Origin of the sequence: Amycolatopsis sp., from assembly GCF_036008905.1 — a bacterium.
In the GTDB taxonomy this organism is placed as follows: Bacteria; Actinomycetota; Actinomycetes; order Mycobacteriales; family Pseudonocardiaceae; genus Amycolatopsis.
The window spans coordinates 1-17094 of the sequence record NZ_DASYMU010000153.1; the positions used below are offsets into that span (position 1 = coordinate 1).

Here is a 17094-nt window from a genome sequence, read left to right on the forward strand (position 1 = left end):
GAGGCCGCGGCCTCCGAGGCGGCCGGGAGGCTCCCGGTCCAGGGTGACGCGAAGGCGATCGGGGTCGGTGCCGACGTGAGCAGCACCGAGTCGGCCGAGGCCGCCGTCACGCGCGTCGTCGAGGAGCTCGGTGGGATCCACGTGCTGGTCAACAACGCCGGCATCACCCGCGACAACCTGCTGTTCAAGATGACCGAGCTCGACTGGGACTCGGTCATCGGCGTCCACCTGCGGGGCTCGTTCCTGATGAGCCGCGCGGTGCAGAAGCACCAGACGCAGGAGAAGTGGGGCCGGATCGTGAACTTGTCGAGCACCTCCGCGCTCGGCAACCGCGGCCAGGTCAACTACTCCGCCGCGAAGGCCGGGCTGCAGGGTTTCACCAAGACCCTCGCCATCGAACTCGGCAAGTTCGGCGTCACCGCGAACGCGATCGCGCCCGGGTTCATCGCCACGGACATGACGGCGGCGACGGCCGAGCGCATGGGGATCTCGTTCGAGGACTTCAAGAAGGCCGCGGCGTCGCAGATCCCGGTCCAGCGCGTCGGCACCCCCGACGACATCGCGAACCTCGTCTCCTTCCTGGTCAGCGAAGGCGCGGGCTTCATCTCGGGTCAGGTCATCTACGTCGCCGGCGGACCGAAGGACTAAGGAGCGAACATGCGCGTCTTCTCAGGACTCGAAGAATTCGCCGGTTCCGTCGGCGAGCACTTCGGCTACAGCGAATGGCACACGATCACCCAGGAGCAGGTCCAGCTGTTCGCCGACGCCACCGGCGACCACCAGTGGATCCACCTCGACACCGAGCGCGCCGCGGCCGGTCCGTTCGGCGCGACCATCGCCCACGGGTATCTGACACTGTCGTTGATCCCGATGTTCGGCAAGGACATCTACCAGGTCGACAACCTGCGGATGGGCATCAACTACGGGCTCAACAAGGTGCGGTTCCCGCAGCCGGTCAAGGTCGGTTCGAAGGTCCGCGCGGGGGCCGAGCTGATCGAGGCCACCGACGTCCCGGGCGGCAAGCAGGTCGTCGTGCGGTGGACCGTCGAGATCGACGGCGAGAGCAAGCCCGCCTGTGTCGCGGAGACGGTCGCCAGGCTGATCGCCTGATCAGCGACCCGATCGCGCCGCGGCGGGCAAGCCAAGATGTACGACATACCGACCAGTCGGTACCGTACTCGAACCAGAGGATGAGGATACTGAGGAGGCCAGATGAGCCAGCCTGACCCACCCGGCCTTGATCTGGGTCGGCTGCGTGCCCACCTGGACGAGCACCGTCCCGGCTTGGCGGGCGGCTCCCTGCGCGCGGACGTCGTCGAGGGCGGGAAGTCGAACCTGACCTACGTCGTCCACGACGAGACGTCGACGTGGGTGGTCCGCCGCCCGCCGCTCGGGCACGTGCTGCCCACGGCCCACGACATGGTGCGGGAATTCCGCGTCATTTCCGGGTTGCACCCGACCAGGGTGCCGGTCCCCCAGCCGCTGCTGCTCTGCGAGGACAAAGACGTGATCGGGGCGCCGTTCTACGTGATGGAGTTCGTCACGGGCACGCCGTACCGCACCGCCGAGGAGCTGATCCCGCTCGGCGAACAGCGCACCGCGGCCATCGCGGACTCGCTGGTGGACACCCTGGTCGAGCTGCACGCGGTGGACCCGGCTTCGGTCGGGCTCAGCGATTTCGGCCGCCCGGAAGGCTTTCTCGAACGGCAGATGCGCCGCTGGAAGAAGCAGCTCGACAGCTCCCGGAGCCGCGACCTCCCCGGCATCGAGGAGCTCCACGATCGGCTGGCTTCGGCGATCCCCGTCTCCCCCGAGCCGACGATCATCCACGGCGACTACCGGCTCGACAACGTGCTCGTCGACTCGTCCGACAAGATCACCGCGGTACTGGACTGGGAGATGTCCACGCTCGGCGATCCGCTGACCGACCTGGCACTTCTCGTGGCCTACGCCGAGCGCAGCGCGGTCGACCTCCAGTTCGTGTCGAGCGCGACCACCGCGCCCGGCTACCCGACCACCGACCAGGTCGTCGCCCGCTACGCCGAGCGTTCGGGCCGGGACGTCTCCGCGCTCAACTGGTACGTCGGCTTCGCCTTCTTCAAACTGGCAGTGATCTTGGAAGGCATCTACTACCGCTACAGCAAGGGCCAGACGGTCGGTGCGGGCTTCGAGGGCGTCGGTCCCGGCGTCGCACACCTTGTCACTCACGGGAACGCCATTCTCAAAGAGGAGAAGTAATGGACTTCGCTTTCGACGCCAAGACCGAGGAGCTGCGCGCGCGGCTGCTCACCTTCATGGACGAGCACATCTACCCGGCCGAGCCGGTCTTCGAGGAGCAGCTCGCCGAGCGCGACGACCCGTGGACCTCGGTGCCGATCGTCGAAGAGCTCAAGGCCGAGGCCCGCAAACAGGGTCTGTGGAACTTCTTCCTCCCGGGCGACGCCGGGGGGCATGGCTCGGGGCTCACCAACTTGCAGTACGCCCCGCTCGCGGAGATCACCGGCCGTAGCCCGAGCCTCGCGCCAACCGCGCTGAACTGTGCCGCGCCGGACACCGGCAACATGGAAGTTCTGGCCATGTTCGGCAACGAAGCGCAGCGCAAGCAGTGGCTGCAGCCGTTGCTGGACGGCGAGATCCGCTCCGCGTTCGCGATGACCGAGCCGGACGTCGCCTCCTCGGACGCGCGCAACATCGCCACGAGCATCAAGCGCGACGGCGACGAGTACGTCATCAACGGCCGCAAGTGGTTCATCTCCGGCGCGATGAACCCGAACTGCCAGATTTTCATCGTGATGGGCAAGTCCGATCCGGAAGCCTCCTCGCACCGCCAGCAGAGCATGATCCTGGTCCCCCGCGACACCCCGGGCATGACCGTCAAGCGCGGCATGACGGTGTTCGGCTACTCCGACGGCGACCACGGCGGCCACGCCGAAGTGATCTTCGAGAACGTCCGCGTCCCGGCGGAAAACCTGCTGACCGACGAGGGCAACGGGTTCGCCATCGCCCAGGCCCGCCTCGGCCCCGGCCGGATCCACCACTGCATGCGCCTGATCGGCATGGCGGAACGCGGTCTCGAACTGATGTGCACCCGCACTCTTTCCCGGGAAGCCTTCGGCAAGCCGATCGCGTCGCAAGGTGTGGTGCAGGACTGGATCGCCGAAGCGCGGGTGAAGATCGAGCTGCAGCGCCTGCTGGTGCTCAAGACCGCGTGGCTGATGGACACCGTGGGCAACCAGGGCGCGCACACCGAGATCCAGGCCATCAAGATCTCCACCCCGATCACCGTCGAATGGATTCTCGACAAGGCGATCCAGGCCCACGGCGCCGGCGGCGTCAGCCAGGACTTCCCGCTCGCGCAGCTCTGGATGGGCGCGCGCATGCTGCGGATCGCCGACGGCCCGGACGAGGTGCACAAGCGCTCGCTGGCCAACCGCGAGCTGAAGAAGTACCGGACCACGGAAGGCGCTCGATGACCACCACGACGGTTGACGCCGAGCAGTTGCGCGGGCGTGTCGGCGAGCTGCTCGCCGCCCACGATCCCGCGAAGACCGACCGCCTGGAGTTCCTTCAGGCGCGGTTCGACGCCGGGCTGGCCTGGGTGCACTTCCCGGTCGGACTCGGTGGCCTGGACGCGCCGCGGGCGCTTCAGTCCATTGTGGAGACCGAGCTCGCGGCCGCCGGTGCGCCGGACAACAACCCGCGCCGCATCGGCATCGGCCTCGGCATGGCCGCGCCCACGGTCCTCGCTTTCGGCACCGACGAGCAGCGCAAACGCTTTCTCCGCCCACTGTGGACCGGCGAAGAGGTCTGGTGCCAGCTGTTCAGTGAGCCCGGCGCCGGTTCCGACCTCGCCGCACTCGGCACCCGCGCGGTGCGCGACGGCAGTGGGGGTCCCCCCGCCAATGAGGGCGTAGCCGGCGGGGGAGATTGGGTAGTCACGGGCCAGAAGGTCTGGACGTCGGTCGCGCATATCGCGCGGTTCGCGATCCTGGTCACCCGTACCGACCCGGACGTGCCCAAGCACCAGGGCATGACCTACTTCATCTGCGACATGGAGGCACCGGGCGTCGACGTCCGGCCGCTGCGCCAGATCACCGGGGAAGCCGAGTTCAACGAGGTCTTCCTGACTGACGTGCGCATTCCCGACGCGCACCGGCTCGGCAAGGTCGGCGAAGGCTGGAAGGTCGCGCAGACCACGCTCATGAACGAGCGCGTCGCGATCGGCGGGCACGAGATCCCCCGCGAGGGCGGTCTGCTCGGCAAGGTCACCCAGACCTGGCGCGAGCACCCCGAACTGCGGACTCCCGAGCTGCAGGACAGGCTGCTCAAGCAGTGGGTCGAGGTCGAGTCGCTGCGCCTGGCCAGCGGACGCCTGCGCCAGCAGATGGCCGTCGGCGCCCCCGGGCCCGAGGGTTCCGCGCTGAAGCTCGCGTTCTCCGAGATCAACCAAGCGCTATCCGGGCTGGAAATCGAGCTGATGGGCGAAGAGGGCCTTCGCTACGACGACTGGACGTTGCGCCGCCCGGAGCTGGTCGACTTCACCGGCCGCGGACCCGGTTACCGCTATCTGCGCGCGAAGGGGAATTCCATCGAGGGTGGTACCTCGGAGGTCCTGCGCAACATCATCGCCGAACGTGTGCTGGGACTGCCGTCCGAGCCGCGCGTCGACAAGGACGTCGCCTGGAAGGACCTGCCCCGATGACGACCACCCCCGACCTGCTCTATTCGGAAGTCGAAGAGGACCTGCGGTCCAGCGTCCGCTCGCTGCTCACTGCCGGCGCGGAGCCGGGCTCGGTACTGGCCCGCACGGAAAGCTCCGAGCCGTACGACCTGAAGCTGTGGCGCACCCTCGCCGCCGACCTCGGCGCGGCCGGCCTCGCGGTGCCCGAAGCGCTCGGTGGCCACGGCGCGTCGACGCGGGAAGTCGCTGTGGTGCTTGAGGAACTGGGCCGCAGTGTGGCGCCGGTGCCGTTCCTCGGCAGTGTGGTCCTGGCGACGTCGGCGCTGCTCGGCGCGGACACCACGCAGGCCGTCGTCGCGGAGCTGCTCCCCCGGCTCGCCGCCGGTGACCTGATCGGCGCGCTGGCCGTGCCGCTGACAGCGCAGCCCGGGTTCGCGTTCCCGGACGCTGTCACGGCTGGTGCGGACGGCACGCTTTCGGGCCGTGTCAGCTCGGTTGTCGACGCTTCGGTGGCCGAGCTGCTCGTCGTGCCCGCGGTGGGTCCGGACGGTCCCGGTCTCTACGCGGTGGAGGCTTCGGCGGCTTCGGTCACCGAGGTCGTCTCGCTCGACCTGACCCGGCGGATCGCGGACATCGAGTTCTCGAACGCTCCCGCGCGGCTCGTCGCCGACGCCGCGCACGCTCCCGCCGCGTTGGAGCACGCGCTGTCGATCGGTGCGGGGCTGCTGGCGTCGGAGCAGCTGGGGATCACCGAGTGGTGCCTGACCGAAACCGTGCGGTACCTGAAGGAGCGGTACCAGTTCGGGCGGCAGGTCGGTTCGTTCCAGGCGCTGAAGCACCGGCTGGCGAACCTGTACGTCGACGTCGTCAACGCCCGGGCCGCCGCCCGGTACGCGGCCGACGCGCTGGCTTCCGGCAGTGAAGACGCTCCGGTGGCCGTCGCCGTGGCGAAGTCGCGGTGCTCGTCGATCGCGGTGCACGCGGCGGAGGAGGCCGTGCAGCTGCACGGCGGGATCGGGATGACCTGGGAACACCCCGCGCATCTCTACCTCAAGCGCGCCAAGAGCGACGAACTCGCCCTCGGCACCCCCGGCAAGCACCGCGCCACCCTGGCGGGCCTGATCGACCTGCCCGCGTAGGTCACTCAAACGCTATGAACGGACCTTTCCTTGCACCTCACGCAAGGAAAGGTCCGTTCATACAACGTCGTCCAGGTAGCGGAGGACACGGAGCATCGCTTGGCCGTCGACCTGGTCGGGTGACGGCTCGACGCAGGAATCGAGGGATTTGGTGACGGCGTCGGCATCGATACCGGCGCCGATCATCACCAGGTTCGTCGTGCGGGGCTCGCCGCGTCCCCACGAGGAGCGTTCGACGCGCAGGTAGTTCCCGACGGTGTGGAACGAGAAGCGCTGCTTGTGACCGGGTAGTCCAAAGTAGACAAAGCCTTTGAGGCGGTACAGCCCGGCGGGGCGGTCGTCGAGGAAGTCCATGAACCGCCGGGGATGCAGCGGCTGCTCCGACGAGAACGCGACACTCTCGTACAGCGAGTGCGCATGCCCGGAATGATCATCCAGGTCGTCGAACGACAGCTGCCGCGCGATATCGTCCCTGGCGCCCGGCGTGAAGTCGAACAGCAGCGCCGGATCGACGCGCGCTTGCACCGCGGGCACCACCGGCTTGCCACCGCTCAGGTCCTGCACGACACCCAGGAGCCGCTCGACGTCGTCCACGCGGTCGATCTTGTTCACCACAACCAGATCCGCGTACGCGAGATGCCGTTCCAACTCGGGATGCCGAGCCCGGGTGTTGTCGAACTCCGCCGCGTCGACGACCTCGATCAGCCCGCCGTACTCCACTCGCTCGTTCGTGCTCGCCAGCACCAACCGGATCATCTCGCGCGGCTCGGCCAGCCCGCTCGCCTCGACCACGATGACGTCGATGCCCGCGGCCGGGCGCGCCAGGCGTTCGAGCAGGTTGTCCATCCCGCGGGCGTCGACGGCACAGCAGAGGCAGCCGTTGCTCAGCGAGACCATCGAGTCGACCTGGCCCGCGACCGACATGGCGTCGATGTTGACACTGCCGAAGTCGTTGACCACCACGCCGATGCGGGCGCCCTGGTTGTTGCCCAGCAGGTGGTTGAGCAGCGTGGTCTTGCCCGAGCCCAGGAAGCCCGCCACGACCAGCACGGGAATCCGGGTTTTCGCCACGGCACCGAGCCTAATGCGGCGCCTACTCGGGCCAGTCGGAGCCTCGGATGATCTCGACGAAGTCCTCCCGCTCGAACCCCGGCACGAAGTGGGCGAGGACGTCGTCGTTCATGGTGCCGAACGTCGTGTCCGGCCGGTCCTTCATGCCGGTGTTGAACGCCTGGAGGATGTTCTCCTTGAAGTTCGGCCTCGGGTGCGCGACCGTCACCTCCTTGAGGTCGACGTCGGAGATCTCGTTCAGGTCGAACCCCAGGACGTCGGTTTCGACGCCCGCGCTGACCAGGGCGATCTCCGGCTCCAGGTGGTTGGCGATCCCGGGCGTGGTGTGCAGCGCGATGCCCAGCCACACCGCGCGCGCCTCGCTCGCGCTGCGGCCGTGCTCGAGCAGGAAGTCGCGGGCCAGGTCGGCGCCGTCGACCTCGAAGCGCTGGTCGGTGCGGCGGTGACGCTCGGTGAGACCGAGGTCGTGGAACATCGCGCCGACGTAGAGCAGTTCGGGGTCGGCTTCCAGCCCGCGGTGGCGGCCCTTGAGCGAGCCGAACAGGAACACCCGGCGCGAGTGGTCGAACAGAAGCGGGCTGGTGGCGGCGCGGACGAGCTCGGTCGCCTCGCGGACCAGCTCGGTGTCCGGAACGGTGATCCCGGCGATCGTCTCGGTCATGTCGTCTCCCTGAAGCTGTGTGACTGTCTGTGCACCCAGCTTGCGCGCGGCGGGCCACCCGGCGCTCCGCTGCGTCGGCCATACTTCACTCGGATTCGGACAAGCAGACGGAGGAGACGTGACCCCAGCCCCGCACCGTGTCGGCGTGGTCGTCTTCGACGGCGTCAAACTGCTCGACATCGCCGGGCCCAGCGAGGTCTTCAGCGAGGCGAACCGCATGGGCGCCCACTACGAGCTGACGCTCTGCTCGGTCGGGAAGGCCGAAGTGCGCTCCTCCACCGGCATGCGCGTCCCGGTCGACGCCGACGCCGAGCAGAGCGATTTGCGGTTCGACACGCTGCTCGTCATGGGCGGCGACGTCCTCGCCGACCGTCCCGTCGGCGCGGACCTGCGCGACGCCGTGCGCGAGCTGGCGGCCAGGTCGGGCCGGGTGTGCTCGATCTGCACCGGCGCGTTCATCCTCGCCGACGCCGGGGTCCTCGACGGGCGGCGCGCGACCACGCATTGGCGGCACACCCGGCTCCTGCGCGGCCGCTATCCGAAGGTCGTCGTCGAGCCGGACGCGATCTTCGTCCGTGACGATCACGTGTTCAGCTCGGCCGGGGTCACCGCGGGCATCGACCTCGCGCTGGCGCTTCTCGAAGACGACCACGGCGACGACCTCGCCCGGCAGGTCGCGCAGTCGCTGGTGGTGTTCCTGCAACGGCCGGGCGGCCAGTCGCAGTTTTCCCCGACGCTGCAAGGCCCGCGCCCGCGCACGCCGATCCTGCGGGCGGTGTTCGACGCCGTCGCGGCCGACCCTGCCGGTGAGCACTCGATCCCGAAACTCGCCGCGCAGGCGTCGGTCAGCCCACGGCACCTGACGCGGCTCTTCCACGATGAACTCGGGACCACACCGGCGAAATACGTCGAATCGGTGCGCTTTGACAGCGCGAAAGCGGCACTCGAGGGCGGGCACACGATCACCGGCGCGGCGCAGCGGGCCGGGTATGGCAGCCCGGAATCGCTGCGGCGCGCTTTCGTGTCACGGCTCGGCGTGTCTCCGCGCGCCTACCAGCAGCGGTTCCGCTCCGCGCAGCGCCGGGACGCGGGAGAACCCGCCTGATCAGCCGTCGACGAGCAGTCCGCGCAGCGGGCCCTGTAGCCGGCCGCGCGGCGGGAAACACTCGGCAGCAGGGTAAGCCGGTTCGGGCGGTCCTTTTCGGCGATCGGCCGCCACAGCTCGTCGACGACCTTCGCCGGGTCACCGTCCACTTCGGACTTGGACCGCTGGAGATGCTCGGCCCACAGTTTTAGTCTCGTGTCGCGGATCAGCTCGACGTCGTCGGTCACCAGGTTGGCTTCGGAGTCGTTGAACAGCGAGTGCTCATTGAGGTTCGCCGAGCCGACGGTCATCCACTCGTCGTCGACGATCCCGAGCTTCGCGTGCACGTACACCGGCGTCTCGTTGTCGCCGTCGTGCGAGGTGAGTGTGGTGGCGAGCAGCCTGCGGCCGTCGTCGTCGGCGTCGAGCAACCGGCCGAGTTGGCCGCGGGTGGTGTCGGCGCCGTTGCTGGGCTTGCGCGGCAGGACGAGCACCACGCGGAAGTCGTCGGCAGGCGGGTTCTTCAGCTTGCCGATCAGGATCTCGGCGACCTCGGGCGACCAGAGGAACTGGTTTTCCAGGTACACCAAGCGTTTCGCGGACCGCAGCGCGCGCAGATAGGTGTCGACGATGGTGAACTCGCCGCGCGGCGCGAAGGCGTGGGTCTTCTCGGGGACGGTCCGCACGAACTGGACGTTCGAGGTGCCCGCCGGGTCCTGGACCTTCGGTTCGGGCAGGGATTCCTCGGCGACTTCGGTCCAGCACCTGCGGAAATGCTCGGCGACGTCGGCGACGATCGGTCCTTCGACGCGCATGGTCATGTCGTGCCAGCCGATCGAGCGGTCCGCGGGGTGCTGGAAGGCGGGCACCGGCGGACCGGCCCAGAGCAGGAGCCGGACGGGAACGCGCTCCGCCGTTTCGCCCAGCAGCTCACGCAGCGTCGGCGCGCCCGGCTCGCGCGTCAGGCGGAACTCCGGACTGGAATGCCAGCCCGCGATGTGCACGTGGGACCGCGCGCCGGCGATGGTCGCGGACATCGCCGGAAGCGCCTCTTCGCCGTCGACCAGTACTTCGACGCGGTTGCCTTCCCGTACCGGACGCCGTGCGGAGAACCGGCTGTCCTCAGCCGATTCCAGCACCTCGTCCCAGCCGAGTTTGCGCAGCCTTCGCGCGTGGTGGGAGCGGAGCAGGTTCTCCAGCCCGTCCCCGAACCGTTCGTCGAGCAGGTCGAGTAAGCGTATAAGGGATAATTGCCACTACTGGGTGATTCCCAAACCCGCCCGCCGGTTACGCGGGGTTGGTCGGCGTGATCTCGCCCATCTTCGACCAGCCGTCGCCGGGGGCCTCGACGCTGACGATGTCCGGCGTTGCCGAGACCGCGTCGGCCAGCGTGACCACGGCCTTCTTGAAGTGGTCGGAGTTCACGTGTTCCCCGCCCGCGGCCTGGTCGCGGAAGCCCTCGACCAGCACGTACACGTTCGGCTCTTCGAGGCTCTTGGACCACTCGAAGAAGAGGTTGCCCGGCTCGGCCCGGGTGGCCGCGGTGAACTCCGCGACGATCGCGGGCCATTCTTCGATCTTGTCCTGGTGCACCGGGAACTTGACGGTAATGAAGATCATTTGAAGAAGATCCTTCCGGCTGCTGACATCCGCCTGCTGCGAAGTCGACCATGGACTGGTCTATCCGCTGCGGGCCGGTTTTGTCCACCGCCGACCCGGTGTGTCGGTTCAGGCCGCGACAGCCACCGGCTGGTGATGGTCGATCGCGTTGCGGCGGGTCGCCAGGAGCGCGCCGGTCAGCGCCGTGGCGAGAGCGACGATCACGATGAACACCCAGCCGTGCCGGAACGCGGCGAGGTCCTGCGCGCCGCCGTAGACCACGACCAGGATCGCGGTGCCCAGCACCACGCCGATCTGTCGGCTGGTGTTGATCATCGACGAGCCGGCGCCCCAGCGGTCCGGCGGCAGCACGGTGCCCACCACGGCCGAGAGGCTCGGCAGGATCAGCCCGACACCGATCCCGGTGAGGAGCTGCCCGGGCAGCATTCCGGCGAAGTAGTCCGGGGTCACGTCGAGGTTGATGAGCCAGAGCGTAGTGCCGAGGCCGAAACTGAGGCCGCCCAGCGCCACCTTCGGGCCGGGGCCGACTCGGTGCCCCAGCTTGCCGACGAGGATCGACGTCACGACTACCGCGAGCGGGCCGGGTGACTGGGAAAGCCCGGCCACCAGGATCGAGTTGTGCCAGATCCCGGTCAAGAAGAGCACGTTCCCGAACACCATCGCCGCGAATCCGGCGGAGAACAGGATCATGCCGAGGCACGCGAGCCACAGTGTCGGCACCTTGAGCGAAACGAGGTCGAGCACCGGCACGGGATGGCGTGAAGCGCGGTAAACCGCCCAGACCAGCCCGGCCGCGCCGACGACGAAACCGCCGAGCACACCGACACTCCTCCAGCCGTCGTCAGGCGCTTCGACGAGTGAGTAGGTCAGCGCGCCGACGCCGACGAGCAGGCCGGCGGCGCCGAGGAGATCGGGGACGCCGGTGGTCGCGTCCTTGCTTTCGCGGAGCACGAACGGTCCGAAGGCGAGGGCCAGCAGGCCGATCGGCAGGTTGACCAGGAACACCCAGCGCCAGGACGCCTCCACCAGCAGACCGCCCACCGGTGGCCCGAGCGCGGCGGCCATCGCGCCGACCGCGGACCAGGCGCCCACCGCGGCCGAGCGCTTGGCCGCGGGGAATGCCGTGAGCAGCAAGGCGAGCGACGTCGGCATGACCAGCGCGGCGCCGATCGCCTGGAGCGCCCGGGACCCCACGAGCATCGGGATCGAGCCGGCGGCCGCGCAGGCCACCGACGCCGCGGTGAAGATCGCGACACCGATCAGGAACAGCCGCCGCCGGCCGTAGCGGTCCGCGAGCCGTCCCGCCGGGGCGAGGAACGCCGCGAACATGACGGTGTAGCCGTTGAGGATCCACGACATCGTGGCCAGGTCGCTGCCGGGGAAGGCGAGCCGGATGTCCGGGAACGCGATGTTGACGATGAAGAGGTCGAGGCTCGCCAAGAACGTCGCGACCGAGACGAGCAGGAGGACCATGCCCGGGCGGTCCGCCAGTTTTCGCGTCATGCCAGTCCTTCGGATGAGTGAGTCTGGTCAACCAACTCGCTGGAGTGTAGCGGGTTGGTTGACCAGACTCACCCGGTAGACTGGGAGAATGTTGCGCCGGGAATACGACACCCAGTTCTGCTCGATCGCCAGGGCCCTCGAAGTCCTGGGCGAACGCTGGTCGCTGCTGATCCTGCGCGACGTGATGCTCGGCGTCCGCCGGTTCGACGACCTGGTCACCAACCTCGGCATCACCCGCAGCGTGCTGACCGCGCGGCTCGACTTCCTGATCGCCGAGGGCGTCCTGAAACGCGACCTCTACCAGGAACATCCGCCGCGCTACGAATACCGCGCGACGGAGAAGGGCCGTCAACTCTGGCCGGTGCTCATGCATCTCATGCAGTGGGGCGACGAGCACTACCCCGCGCCCGGCGGCCCGCCCCGGATCGCCGCGCACGCCGACTGCGGCGGCCATCCCGACGCGCAATTGCGCTGCGACCGCTGCGGGGAGCCGATGGGCATCCGGAACACGCGCGTCTCCAGCGGCCGAAAGTCCTGACCCACGGCCCGCCATCTGTCGACAGGTGGCGATCTCTTGGCTACTGAGAGATCACGTGATGTCGACATCTCGTGGCTGGATCGCGGGCGCGCGCAGGCGCTCGACCAGGGCGCCGACGCCGTCGGCCAGTCCGTCGAACTGCCGGCTCGTGAGTCCGCCGAGGAACAGCTCCCGCACCAGCGTGACGTGTCCCGGGGCGGCCGAGCGGAGCTTCGCGCGGCCTTCGTCGGTGATGGTGGCCACCACGCCGCGGACGTCGGTGGCGCACGAACGGCGTCGCACCAGTCCGGCCTTTTCGAGCTGGGCGACCTGGTAGCTCAAGCCGCTCTTCGAGGTCAGGGCCGCTCCGGCGAGTTCGGTCATCCGCAGTTCGCCGTCGTGCGCACGGTCCAGCCGCACGAGGACTTCGTACTGCGGATGGGAAAGCCCGGCGTCGTCCTTGAGTTGTTGTTCGATCCTGCGGTTGAGCAGGGTGCCCGCGGCGAGGAAGCTCTCCCAGGTTTCGAGTTCGCGCTCGTCAAGCCACTCGGGTTCGCCCATACGTCCCAGTTTACGCCAGTAGTTCAAACTCGAATCATCACGAACGATAGCCCAATCGTGCTAATTTGAATTTGAACATCCTCCTAGACCCGAGGAGCTCCATGGTCTCCACCGAGCCGGCTCGAGTGCGCACGCGGGTACGGATTCCGCTCCGCTTCGGCGACGGATTCACCGCGGACGCCGAGGCCGTCACCTTCCACGGGCTGGCCGACAGTGGCGAACACCTCGCGCTCGTACTGGGCGAACCCGAGCCGGGAACCGTCCCGCTGGTGAGGATCCACTCGGAGTGCCTGACCGGCGACGTCTTCGGCTCGGCGCGCTGCGACTGCGGGCCGCAGCTGCAAGAAGCCGTCGCGCGGATCTCCGAGATCGGCGGCTACCTGCTGTATCTGCGGCAGGAAGGCCGCGGCATCGGCCTGTACAACAAGCTCGACGCCTACGCGCTGCAGGACGAAGGCCTCGACACCTACGCCGCCAACACCGCGCTCGGCCTCCCCGAGGACGGCCGCGACTACACCCCCGCGGCCCAGATGCTCACCGCGCTCGGCGCCGAGAAGATCGATCTGCTGACCAACAACCCCGACAAGGCCGAGCAGCTGATCGCCCGCGGCATCGGCATCCGCGAAACCATCAGCACCGGGGTGTTCGCCACCGACTGCAACCTGCGTTATCTGCGCTCCAAAGTGGAGCACACCGGGCACAAGATCACCCTCACCGACCTCGCGAGCTGAGGCTCATTGGCCGCGTTCGCCGACGAGCACTTCCCGCATGAGGTCGAGATGCCCGCAGTGTCGGCCCGTCTCCTCGATCATGTGCGCCAAGGCGTATCGCAGGTTGAACGCCATGCCCTCACCGCGGGCCGGGTCGCCGAGCTCGGCCGCTCGGGAGACGGCACGCGACGCCTCGCATTCGGCCAGGTAGCCCTCGACAACGCTCACGAGCGTGTCTTCGCCGGTCAGCTCGAAGCCGTCGAACGATTCGCCGTCGGGCCACGGCGGAGTAACCGGCCGGACGGCGAAGTCGATGCTGAACCACCACCGCTCCACCGCGGCGAGATGCTTGACCAGGCCGATCGGGGTCATCGTCGACGGCGGGACGGGCGTCGAACGCGCCTGCTCCTCGGACAGCCCCGCCACCTTGTTGACCACCGTGGCGCGCAGGAAATCCAGTACCCCGCCCAAGGTTTCGCGCTCGTTCACCAGCTGCGGAGCCCGGTCTCGCTTGATCTCTGACACCGTCATGGCCACGATCCTACGAGCGGCCGCTTTTTCCCATCCCCAGGAGTACTCATGACAACGACGCGCGAGTTGTTCCTCGACGGCACCGGAGTCCCGGCGCTCGACGGCCGGACCACCGACGATCACAATCCCTACACCGGCGAGCTTTACGCCACCGTCGCGGCGGGCGGGCCCGCCGACGTCATCCGCGCGGTCGACGCCGCGCAAGACGCCTTCGCGGCGTGGGCGGCCACTCCGCCCTCGGCCCGGCGCAACCTCTTCCTCAAGGCCGCCGACATCATGGAGAGCCGTGGGGAACAGGCCGCCGAGGTGATGGCCGGCGAGGTCGGCGGCACCTACGGCTGGGCGTTGTTCAACATCGGGCTCGCCGCGAACATCCTGCGCGAAGCCGCTTCGGCCGCGACGCAGCCCGTCGGCGAGGTGCTGTCCACCGACATCGGCGGCGGCGCGCTGTCGCTCGCGGTGCGCGAACCGGTCGGCGTGGTGGGTGCGTTCGCGCCTTGGAACGCGCCGATCATCCTTGGCACGCGGGCGATCGCCGTTCCGCTCGCGGTCGGCAACACCGTGGTGCTCAAGCCGAGCGAGGAGGCCCCGATCGCGTCCGGACTGTTCATCGCCGACGTCCTGCGCGAGGCCGGGTTGCCGGCGGGCGTGCTCAACGTCGTCACCAACGCGCACGAGGACGCGGCGGCGGTCGCGGAGAGCCTGATCTCCGACAACCGGGTCCGGGTCGTCAACTTCACCGGGTCGACGAAGACCGGCCGGATCATCGGAACCCTGGCGGCACAGCACATCAAACCCGCCGTGCTCGAACTCGGCGGCAAGAACGCGGTGCTCGTGCTCGACGACGCCGACCTCGACTACGCCGTCGACGCGGTGACCTTCGGCGTGTTCCACAACGCGGGCCAGATCTGCATGTCCACCGACCGGGTGCTGGTCCACCAGTCCATCGCCGAGGACTTCACGGCCGCGCTCGCGGCCAAGGTGTCCTCGCTCAAGCACGGCGACCCGACGGACAAGTCCACGATCGTCGGCCCGCTGGTCAACGCGGCCGCGGCGCAGCGCGTGGCGAAGCTCGTCGAGGAGGCCGTCACCGATGGCGCGCGAGTCCGGGCCGGTGGCGGGAAGCCGGACGGCGCCCGGTATGCCGCGACCGTGCTCGACAACGTCGACCCGAAGATGCGGATCTTCCACGAGGAGATCTTCGGCCCGGTGTGCACGGTCATCACCGTCGGGAGCGACGAAGAAGCCATCGCCATCGCGAACGACACGGAGTACGGCCTGACCGCCGGGGTGCTCACCGAGGACTCGCGGCGCGGTATGGCCGTCGCGCGGCGGCTGCGGACCGGGATCGTGCACGTCAACAACCAGACCGTCGCCGACGAGCCGCAAGCGCCCTTCGGCGGCGTCAAGTCCACCGGGTACGGCCGGTTCGGCGGCCGCTGGGGCGCCGAGGCGTTCACCGACACCCGCTGGATCACCGTCGCCGGCGAACACGGCCATTTCCCTTATTAATAGAGAGGAGGCCTTCACAGCGTTCCCGGGGGTCCGTTGGGGCGTCTGCTGGGCGGGTGGCTCGTGAGTGGCTACGAGTGTTCTAGCACTTGTAGCCACTCACGACCCACCTGCCCAAGTCGAGCCCTGCCGCCCCGTTGCCCTGAGGATGTCTCAGATGGCGCGTTGGGGACGCTCAACGTCGCCAACGCGCCGTTTGAGACATGCCACGTTTGCCTTCACCCCTTAGAAGTGGGTGTCCTGGACCCAGCCCCACCGCTGGGCGTTGGGGACGTAGACCTTGGTCCAGCCCGCGTTGCGCTCGCCGGTCTGGTGGACGTGCCAGCCAGCGTCGACGTTGCCGATGACGAATCTGTTGGCGGCGTCGCGCAGGGTGCCCTTGCTCTTGATCTCCTTGTAGTCGTTGACGACCGTGCCCGGCGCGACCCGGAAGTCGACGACGCGGTAGTGGTCGGCTTCGACGGCGCTGCGGCCTTCGAGAAGGCGTTGCGGCACGGGTTCCCCTGCGGGATAAGAGCTTTCCGGTGTCGGGAACGGCTCGCCGCCCAGCGAAGTGCCGATACAGGTGGGATCGACGAAGCCCCACCACGCGTGACTCGGGCTGCTGCGGTACTTCTTGTCGCTGATCATCGCGTAGTGCTCGTTGACGTTGTAGCGCCACGCGACGACTTCGCCGGGCGCGATCGTCCACCCGATGTTGTTCCCGATCACGCCTTCCTTGGGGTAGTTGGGATACACGGTGCAGGTCTTCGCGACGCCGTAGTCCAGGATCAGCGCGACGTCACGCTGAGCCGCGACACTCGCCGGCGCGGCCGACGCCAGCAGCGCGCACGCCGCCAGACCGGTGGCGGCGATCCTGCCGAAGGTGATTCGCATGGTCCTCCTTGGCTCTTTTCGTTTACAGAGTCGGGAGTATCGGGTCGCTCCCCCGCCAAGAAGTAGCCGATGAGGTCACCGGCCCACCGAGGACTGCACGCACGGACACGCGTTGTGCCCAACCAAGCGCGCCCGCGGCCGGGGTGATTTTCCTTTTGGGAGACCATCGGCCGGCCGCCCGACTACCTCGGCGCCACGAGAGGTCGACATCTCGTGATACCTCGCGTTGAGCGTCGCGGGCTGATCGACTACGGTTCAGTGCACACTCGTACTCCGAAACTCAGGGAGTCCTCCGCATGGCCGTGCCGATCTCCCAGCGCCCGTTCGGTTCCCGGCTACTGGGACCGGCCGACCAGTCGAGCCTGGCGCTGCGGATCCGCGTACAGGGGCTGCTCACGGTCACGCTGATCGTGGCCAACGTCATCGGTGCCGCGGTCGTGGTGGTGCTGTCCGCCATCATCATCCCCGAGCCGGGCCCCTCGGCCGACACACTGGTCATGGCCGCGGTGGCGGTGCCCGTCTACGTCCTGTCCGCGGTGGTCGTCGGCGCGTTGTGGGGCACCCGCGGCGCACTGCGAACCCTGCGGTGGGCGATCGACCAGCGTCAGCCGACCGACACCGAGCGGCG

The 17094-nt window shown here is 68.5% G+C and carries 18 protein-coding genes and 1 pseudogene; 11 read left to right on the forward strand and 8 right to left on the reverse strand.

Annotated elements, in window-relative coordinates:
- From VGP60_RS26750 to VGP60_RS26775, 6 genes are all read left to right on the forward strand, one after another.
- The coding region (locus VGP60_RS26750; protein ID WP_327550867.1) for an SDR family oxidoreductase at positions 1-648 on the forward strand (648 nt) is incomplete at its 5' end.
- Positions 649-657: 9 nt separating this feature from the next.
- Positions 658-1110 (forward strand): MaoC family dehydratase, encoded by a 453-nt coding sequence (locus VGP60_RS26755; RefSeq protein WP_327550868.1) that lies wholly within the window; start codon positions 658-660, stop codon positions 1108-1110.
- Between the two features lie 102 nt (positions 1111-1212).
- The gene (locus VGP60_RS26760; protein ID WP_327550869.1) at positions 1213-2238 is read left to right on the forward strand and encodes a phosphotransferase family protein; all 1026 of its coding nucleotides are present in this window, start codon (positions 1213-1215) and stop codon (positions 2236-2238) included.
- Positions 2238-3473, forward strand: a complete 1236-nt coding sequence (locus tag VGP60_RS26765) for an acyl-CoA dehydrogenase family protein (protein ID WP_327550870.1) — start codon at positions 2238-2240, stop codon at positions 3471-3473. Before VGP60_RS26760 ends, VGP60_RS26765 begins: the two co-directional genes overlap by 1 nt.
- On the forward strand, positions 3470-4702 hold the full coding sequence (locus VGP60_RS26770) for an acyl-CoA dehydrogenase family protein (protein WP_327550871.1): 1233 nt from the start codon (positions 3470-3472) through the stop codon (positions 4700-4702). The genes VGP60_RS26765 and VGP60_RS26770 overlap by 4 nt, the downstream gene beginning before the upstream one ends.
- Positions 4699-5820, forward strand: a complete 1122-nt coding sequence (locus VGP60_RS26775) for an acyl-CoA dehydrogenase family protein (protein ID WP_327550872.1) — start codon at positions 4699-4701, stop codon at positions 5818-5820. The genes VGP60_RS26770 and VGP60_RS26775 overlap by 4 nt, the downstream gene beginning before the upstream one ends.
- 57 nt (positions 5821-5877) lie before the next feature.
- On the opposite strand, the gene VGP60_RS26780 is transcribed toward VGP60_RS26775, so the two are convergent.
- Positions 5878-6891, reverse strand: a complete 1014-nt coding sequence (locus VGP60_RS26780; RefSeq protein WP_327550873.1) for a GTP-binding protein — start codon at positions 6889-6891, stop codon at positions 5878-5880.
- 22 nt (positions 6892-6913) lie between these two features.
- Positions 6914-7552 carry an HD domain-containing protein gene (locus VGP60_RS26785; RefSeq protein ID WP_327550874.1) on the reverse strand — a complete coding sequence of 213 codons (639 nt, stop codon included), beginning with the start codon at positions 7550-7552 and terminating at the stop codon, positions 6914-6916.
- Positions 7553-7670: 118 nt separating this feature from the next.
- Between VGP60_RS26785 and VGP60_RS26790 the strand changes: the two genes are divergently transcribed.
- Positions 7671-8657 carry a GlxA family transcriptional regulator gene (locus tag VGP60_RS26790; protein WP_327550875.1) on the forward strand — a complete coding sequence of 329 codons (987 nt, stop codon included), beginning with the start codon at positions 7671-7673 and terminating at the stop codon, positions 8655-8657.
- On the opposite strand, the gene VGP60_RS26795 is transcribed toward VGP60_RS26790, so the two are convergent.
- The 3 genes from VGP60_RS26795 to VGP60_RS26805 form a co-directional block, all read right to left on the reverse strand.
- Entirely contained in the window at positions 8603-9775 is a 1173-nt protein-coding gene (locus VGP60_RS26795; RefSeq protein WP_327550876.1) for a phospholipase D family protein, read from the reverse strand. The two genes, VGP60_RS26790 and VGP60_RS26795, sit on opposite strands and share 55 nt — an antisense overlap.
- Before the next feature lie 148 nt (positions 9776-9923).
- Positions 9924-10256 carry a putative quinol monooxygenase gene (locus VGP60_RS26800; RefSeq protein WP_327550877.1) on the reverse strand — a complete coding sequence of 111 codons (333 nt, stop codon included), beginning with the start codon at positions 10254-10256 and terminating at the stop codon, positions 9924-9926.
- 108 nt (positions 10257-10364) lie between these two features.
- Positions 10365-11759: an MFS transporter gene (locus VGP60_RS26805; RefSeq protein ID WP_327550878.1), complete on the reverse strand. Its 1395-nt coding sequence runs from the start codon at positions 11757-11759 to the stop codon at positions 10365-10367.
- 88 nt (positions 11760-11847) lie between these two features.
- Here VGP60_RS26805 and VGP60_RS26810 point away from each other — a divergent pair, with 88 nt between their 5' ends.
- Positions 11848-12297 carry a helix-turn-helix domain-containing protein gene (locus VGP60_RS26810; protein WP_327550879.1) on the forward strand — a complete coding sequence of 150 codons (450 nt, stop codon included), beginning with the start codon at positions 11848-11850 and terminating at the stop codon, positions 12295-12297.
- A gap of 51 nt (positions 12298-12348) precedes the next feature.
- Here the strand turns inward: VGP60_RS26810 and VGP60_RS26815 are convergent, their stop codons facing one another.
- A complete protein-coding gene (locus tag VGP60_RS26815; RefSeq protein ID WP_327550880.1) occupies positions 12349-12837 on the reverse strand; it encodes a MarR family winged helix-turn-helix transcriptional regulator in 489 nt (162 codons plus the stop codon).
- 101 nt (positions 12838-12938) lie between these two features.
- Here VGP60_RS26815 and VGP60_RS26820 point away from each other — a divergent pair, with 101 nt between their 5' ends.
- Positions 12939-13568: a GTP cyclohydrolase II gene (locus tag VGP60_RS26820; protein ID WP_327550881.1), complete on the forward strand. Its 630-nt coding sequence runs from the start codon at positions 12939-12941 to the stop codon at positions 13566-13568.
- Between the two features lie 3 nt (positions 13569-13571).
- Here VGP60_RS26820 and VGP60_RS26825 read toward each other — a convergent pair whose 3' ends face one another.
- Positions 13572-14078 (reverse strand): DinB family protein, encoded by a 507-nt coding sequence (locus VGP60_RS26825; RefSeq protein WP_327550882.1) that lies wholly within the window; start codon positions 14076-14078, stop codon positions 13572-13574.
- Positions 14079-14126: 48 nt separating this feature from the next.
- On the opposite strand from VGP60_RS26825, the gene VGP60_RS26830 reads away from it, so the two are divergent.
- Positions 14127-15590: an aldehyde dehydrogenase family protein gene (locus VGP60_RS26830; RefSeq protein ID WP_327550883.1), complete on the forward strand. Its 1464-nt coding sequence runs from the start codon at positions 14127-14129 to the stop codon at positions 15588-15590.
- Between the two features lie 225 nt (positions 15591-15815).
- On the opposite strand, the gene VGP60_RS26835 is transcribed toward VGP60_RS26830, so the two are convergent.
- On the reverse strand, positions 15816-16466 hold the full coding sequence (locus VGP60_RS26835; RefSeq protein WP_327550884.1) for a hypothetical protein: 651 nt from the start codon (positions 16464-16466) through the stop codon (positions 15816-15818).
- Between the two features lie 296 nt (positions 16467-16762).
- Here VGP60_RS26835 and VGP60_RS26840 point away from each other — a divergent pair.
- A pseudogene (locus tag VGP60_RS26840) lies at positions 16763-17094 on the forward strand (hypothetical protein); the annotation flags it as partial.

Bases quoted from the DNA above. Each gene is read 5' to 3' on its own strand.
- VGP60_RS26775 (WP_327550872.1), top strand. From the start codon at position 4,699: ATGACGACCACCCCCGACCTGCTCTATTCGGAAGTCGAAGAGGACCTG.
- VGP60_RS26805 (WP_327550878.1), bottom strand. From the start codon at position 11,759: ATGACGCGAAAACTGGCGGACCGCCCGGGCATGGTCCTCCTGCTCGTC.
- VGP60_RS26825 (WP_327550882.1), bottom strand. From the start codon at position 14,078: ATGACGGTGTCAGAGATCAAGCGAGACCGGGCTCCGCAGCTGGTGAAC.
- VGP60_RS26800 (WP_327550877.1), bottom strand. From the start codon at position 10,256: ATGATCTTCATTACCGTCAAGTTCCCGGTGCACCAGGACAAGATCGAA.
- VGP60_RS26785 (WP_327550874.1), bottom strand. From the start codon at position 7,552: ATGACCGAGACGATCGCCGGGATCACCGTTCCGGACACCGAGCTGGTC.
- VGP60_RS26765 (WP_327550870.1), top strand. From the start codon at position 2,238: ATGGACTTCGCTTTCGACGCCAAGACCGAGGAGCTGCGCGCGCGGCTG.
- VGP60_RS26835 (WP_327550884.1), bottom strand. From the start codon at position 16,466: ATGCGAATCACCTTCGGCAGGATCGCCGCCACCGGTCTGGCGGCGTGC.
- VGP60_RS26830 (WP_327550883.1), top strand. From the start codon at position 14,127: ATGACAACGACGCGCGAGTTGTTCCTCGACGGCACCGGAGTCCCGGCG.
- VGP60_RS26820 (WP_327550881.1), top strand. From the start codon at position 12,939: ATGGTCTCCACCGAGCCGGCTCGAGTGCGCACGCGGGTACGGATTCCG.
- VGP60_RS26760 (WP_327550869.1), top strand. From the start codon at position 1,213: ATGAGCCAGCCTGACCCACCCGGCCTTGATCTGGGTCGGCTGCGTGCC.
- VGP60_RS26755 (WP_327550868.1), top strand. From the start codon at position 658: ATGCGCGTCTTCTCAGGACTCGAAGAATTCGCCGGTTCCGTCGGCGAG.
- VGP60_RS26770 (WP_327550871.1), top strand. From the start codon at position 3,470: ATGACCACCACGACGGTTGACGCCGAGCAGTTGCGCGGGCGTGTCGGC.
- VGP60_RS26810 (WP_327550879.1), top strand. From the start codon at position 11,848: ATGTTGCGCCGGGAATACGACACCCAGTTCTGCTCGATCGCCAGGGCC.
- VGP60_RS26815 (WP_327550880.1), bottom strand. From the start codon at position 12,837: ATGGGCGAACCCGAGTGGCTTGACGAGCGCGAACTCGAAACCTGGGAG.